Annotated in this window: 2 rRNA genes; both read right to left on the bottom strand. The window is 57.8% G+C overall.

What is annotated here, in order from left to right:
* Positions 1 to 23: 23 nt before the first annotated feature.
* Positions 24 to 3,138, bottom strand: a 23S ribosomal RNA gene (locus ABNF97_RS33590).
* 357 nt (positions 3,139 to 3,495) lie between these two features.
* Positions 3,496 to 5,011: ribosomal RNA gene (locus tag ABNF97_RS33585) — 16S ribosomal RNA — on the bottom strand.
* The 16S and 23S rRNA genes sit together here, the layout of an rRNA operon.
* Positions 5,012 to 5,035 lie beyond the last annotated feature (24 nt).

Genomic DNA, 5,035 nt, shown 5'->3' with positions numbered 1-5,035 from the left:
CACAGTGGACGCGTAGCAGCTTTGTAGTCAAGTCCTCGGCTTATTAGTACCGGTCAACTGAACCAGTTACCTGGCTTACATCTCCGGCCTATCAACCCAGTCGTCTCACTGGGAGCCTTACCCCCCACAGGGGTGGGATACCTCATCTTGAAGCAGGCTTCCCGCTTAGATGCTTTCAGCGGTTATCCCTCCCGAACGTAGCCAACCAGCCGTGCCCCTGGCGGGACAACTGGCACACCAGAGGTTCGTCCGTCCCGGTCCTCTCGTACTAGGGACAGCCCTTCTCAAGTATCCTACGCGCACGGCGGATAGGGACCGAACTGTCTCACGACGTTCTAAACCCAGCTCGCGTACCGCTTTAATGGGCGAACAGCCCAACCCTTGGGACCTGCTACAGCCCCAGGATGCGACGAGCCGACATCGAGGTGCCAAACCATCCCGTCGATATGGACTCTTGGGGAAGATCAGCCTGTTATCCCCGGGGTACCTTTTATCCGTTGAGCGACACCGCTTCCACACGCAAGTGCCGGATCACTAGTCCCGACTTTCGTCCCTGCTCGACCCGTCAGTCTCACAGTCAAGCTCCCTTATACACTTACACTCAACACCTGATTGCCAACCAGGCTGAGGGAACCTTTGGGCGCCTCCGTTACCATTTAGGAGGCAACCGCCCCAGTTAAACTACCCACCAGACACTGTCCCTGAACCCGATAAGGGCCCGAAGTTAGATACCCGAACCAACCAGAGTGGTATTTCAAGATTGCCTCCACCCATACTGGCGTATAGGCTTCACCGGCTCCCACCTATCCTACACAAGCTAATTCAAGCACCAATGTCAAGCTATAGTAAAGGTCCCGGGGTCTTTCCGTCCTGCCGCGCGTAACGAGCATCTTTACTCGTACTGCAATTTCGCCGGGCCTGTGGTTGAGACAGTGGGGAAGTCGTTACGCCATTCGTGCAGGTCGGAACTTACCCGACAAGGAATTTCGCTACCTTAGGATGGTTATAGTTACCACCGCCGTTTACTGGCGCTTAAGTTCTCAGCTTCGCCCCCCGAAAGGAGCTAACCGGTCCCCTTAACGTTCCAGCACCGGGCAGGCGTCAGTCCATATACATCGAATTACTTCTTCGCATGGACCTGTGTTTTTAGTAAACAGTCGCTTCCCCCTGCTCTCTGCGGCCATACCACGCTCCACAAGCGTGTTGCTTCACGTGTCCGGCCCCCCTTCTCCCTAAGTTACGGGGGCAATTTGCCGAGTTCCTTAACCACAGTTCACCCGATCGCCTCGGTATTCTCTACCTGACCACCTGTGTCGGTTTAGGGTACGGGCCGCTCGGAACTCGCTAGAGGCTTTTCTCGGCAGCATAGGATCACTGACTTCACCTGAATCGGCTCGGCATCACGTCTCACCCACATGCACCACGGATTTACCTATGGCACGGGCTACACGCTTACCCCGGCACAACCACCGGCCGGGCTCAGCTACCTTCCTGCGTCACCCCATCGCTTGACTACTACCCGCCAGGTTCCCACGCTCCCCCACCTCAACCCGAAGGTCTTGGCAGGCTCGGGTGGTTAGCACAACGAGGTTCATCACGGGCGCTCCTACACGGGTACGGGAATATCAACCCGTTATCCATCGACTACGCCTCTCGGCCTCGCCTTAGGCCCCGACTCACCCAGGGCGGATTAACCTGGCCCTGGAACCCTTGGTCATCCGGCGGAAGGGTTTCCCACCCTTCTTTCGCTACTCATGCCTGCATTCTCACTCGTGCCGCGTCCACAACTCGATCACTCGGCTGCTTCACCCCCGGCACGACGCTCCCCTACCCACCCACACACCTGCACGACAATCCAAAGACCATCGCGAAGTCAATGTGTGAATGCCACAGCTTCGGCGGTGTACTTGAGCCCCGCTACATTGTCGGCGCGGAACCACTTGACCAGTGAGCTATTACGCACTCTTTAAAGGATGGCTGCTTCTAAGCCAACCTCCTGGTTGTCTATGCGACCCCACATCCTTTTCCACTTAGCACACGCTTAGGGGCCTTAGCTGGCGATCTGGGCTGTTTCCCTCTCGACTACGAAGCTTATCCCCCGCAGTCTCACTGCCGCGCTCTCACTTACCGGCATTCGGAGTTTAGCTGATTTCAGTAACCTTGTAGGGCCCCTAGACCATCCAGTGCTCTACCTCCGGCAAGAAACACACGACGCTGCACCTAAATGCATTTCGGGGAGAACCAGCTATCACGGAGTTTGATTGGCCTTTCACCCCTAACCACAGGTCATCCCCCAACTTTTCAACGTTGGTGGGTTCGGCCCTCCACGCGGTCTTACCCACGCTTCAGCCTGCCCATGGCTAGATCACCCCGCTTCGGGTCTAGAACACGCGACTACACGCCCTATTCAGACTCGCTTTCGCTACGGCTACCCCACACAGGTTAACCTCGCCACATGCCACTAACTCGCAGGCTCATTCTTCAAAAGGCACGCCGTCACCCCAAAAAGAGGCTCCGACGGATTGTAGGCGAACGGTTTCAGGTACTATTTCACTCCCCTCCCGGGGTACTTTTCACCATTCCCTCACGGTACTCGTCCGCTATCGGTCACCAGGAAGTATTTAGGCTTACCAGGTGGTCCTGGCAGATTCACGGCAGATTTCAGGAGTCCGCCGCTACTCGGGAACACCCACAAGGAAGACCAGATGCTTTCACCTACCGGACTATCACCGCCTACGGTTGGCTTTTCCACACCATTCAGCTAACACCTGGCTTTATCACTCCCCACACGAGTGTCAGCTCGTGTCATGAGGTCCCACAACCCCGACCACGCAACCCCTGACAGGTATCACACGCAACCGGTTTAGCCTCAATCCGCTTTCGCTCGCCACTACTCACGGAATCACTATTGTTTTCTCTTCCTACGGGTACTGAGATGTTTCACTTCCCCGCGTTCCCTCCACACACCCTATGAATTCAGGTGCAGGTGACACCACATGACTGGTGCCAGGTTACCCCATTCGGACACCCTGGGATCACAGCTCGGTTGACAGCTCCCCCAGGCCTATCGCGGCCTCCCACGTCCTTCATCGGCTCCTGGTGCCAAGGCATCCACCGTCCGCCCTTGACAACTTGACCACAAAGATGCTCGCGTCCACTGTGCAATTCTCAACAAACGACCAACCCACCACCCACACCCCACACCAGCAACCCCACCCCCCACAAAAGAGGCAGAACCCGGTATGCGAGGCCAAGCGTGCCTGGCAGAGACAACAACCCACAGGTTGTTCCCTCAGGACCCAACAGGATGCTCTACACCCACCACCAGCCGCACCAACCCGACCTTCCACACCCCCACACAGGGAGCCGTACTCGCCGAAAATTGGCCGCTGCCAGCCGTGAACTCACCAGTGTCTCCGCCAATCGAGCACCCCGCCACCACACAAACGGATGACACGGGCTCCTACCCGACCTTCGCCAGGAGGCGCTCCTTAGAAAGGAGGTGATCCAGCCGCACCTTCCGGTACGGCTACCTTGTTACGACTTCGTCCCAATCGCCAGCCCCACCTTCGACCACTCCCCCCCTCACGGGTTAGGCCATGGGCTTCGGGTGTTGCCGACTTTCGTGACGTGACGGGCGGTGTGTACAAGGCCCGGGAACGTATTCACCGCAGCGTTGCTGATCTGCGATTACTAGCGACTCCGACTTCACGGGGTCGAGTTGCAGACCCCGATCCGAACTGAGACCGGCTTTTTGGGATTCGCTCCACCTCACGGTATCGCAGCCCATTGTACCGGCCATTGTAGCATGCGTGAAGCCCTGGACATAAGGGGCATGATGACTTGACGTCATCCCCACCTTCCTCCGAGTTGACCCCGGCAGTCTTCGATGAGTCCCCACCATAACGTGCTGGCAACATCGAACAAGGGTTGCGCTCGTTGCGGGACTTAACCCAACATCTCACGACACGAGCTGACGACAGCCATGCACCACCTGTGACCGCCCCCGAAGGACCCCACATCTCTGCAGGTTTTGCGGCCATGTCAAACCCAGGTAAGGTTCTTCGCGTTGCATCGAATTAATCCGCATGCTCCGCCGCTTGTGCGGGCCCCCGTCAATTCCTTTGAGTTTTAGCCTTGCGGCCGTACTCCCCAGGCGGGGCGCTTAATGCGTTAGCTGCGGCACAGAGAACCGGAGAGGCCCCCCACACCTAGCGCCCAACGTTTACAGCGTGGACTACCAGGGTATCTAATCCTGTTCGCTCCCCACGCTTTCGCTCCTCAGCGTCAGTATCGGCCCAGAGACCCGCCTTCGCCACCGGTGTTCCTCCTGATATCTGCGCATTTCACCGCTACACCAGGAATTCCAGTCTCCCCTACCGAACTCTAGCCTGCCCGTATCGGCTGCAAGCCCACAGTTGAGCCGTGGGTTTTCACAGTCGACGCGACAAGCCGCCTACGAGCTCTTTACGCCCAATAAATCCGGACAACGCTCGCGCCCTACGTCTTACCGCGGCTGCTGGCACGTAGTTGGCCGGCGCTTCTTCTGCAGGTACCGTCACAAACGCTTCGTCCCTGCTGAAAGAGGTTTACAACCCGAAGGCCGTCATCCCTCACGCGGCGTCGCTGCATCAGGCTTCCGCCCATTGTGCAATATTCCCCACTGCTGCCTCCCGTAGGAGTCTGGGCCGTGTCTCAGTCCCAGTGTGGCCGGTCGCCCTCTCAGGCCGGCTACCCGTCATCGCCTTGGTAGGCCATCACCCCACCAACAAGCTGATAGGCCGCGAGCCCATCCCAAGCCGAAAAACTTTCCACCCACCCCCATGCGGAGACAGGTCATATCCGGTATTAGCCCCCGTTTCCGAGGGTTATCCCAAAGCCTGAGGCAGGTTACTCACGTGTTACTCACCCGTTCGCCGCTCGAGTACCCCGAAGGGCCTTTCCGCTCGACTTGCATGTGTTAAGCACGCCGCCAGCGTTCGTCCTGAGCCAGGATCAAACTCTCCAACAAAAACCAAACGGAAAATCCAAACCC

The organism is Plantactinospora sp. B6F1 (assembly GCF_040120695.1).
Lineage (GTDB): Bacteria > Actinomycetota > Actinomycetes > Mycobacteriales > Micromonosporaceae > Plantactinospora.
Note: the sequence above shows the minus strand (reverse complement) of the source record. Positions and strands in the feature narration are given on the sequence as shown.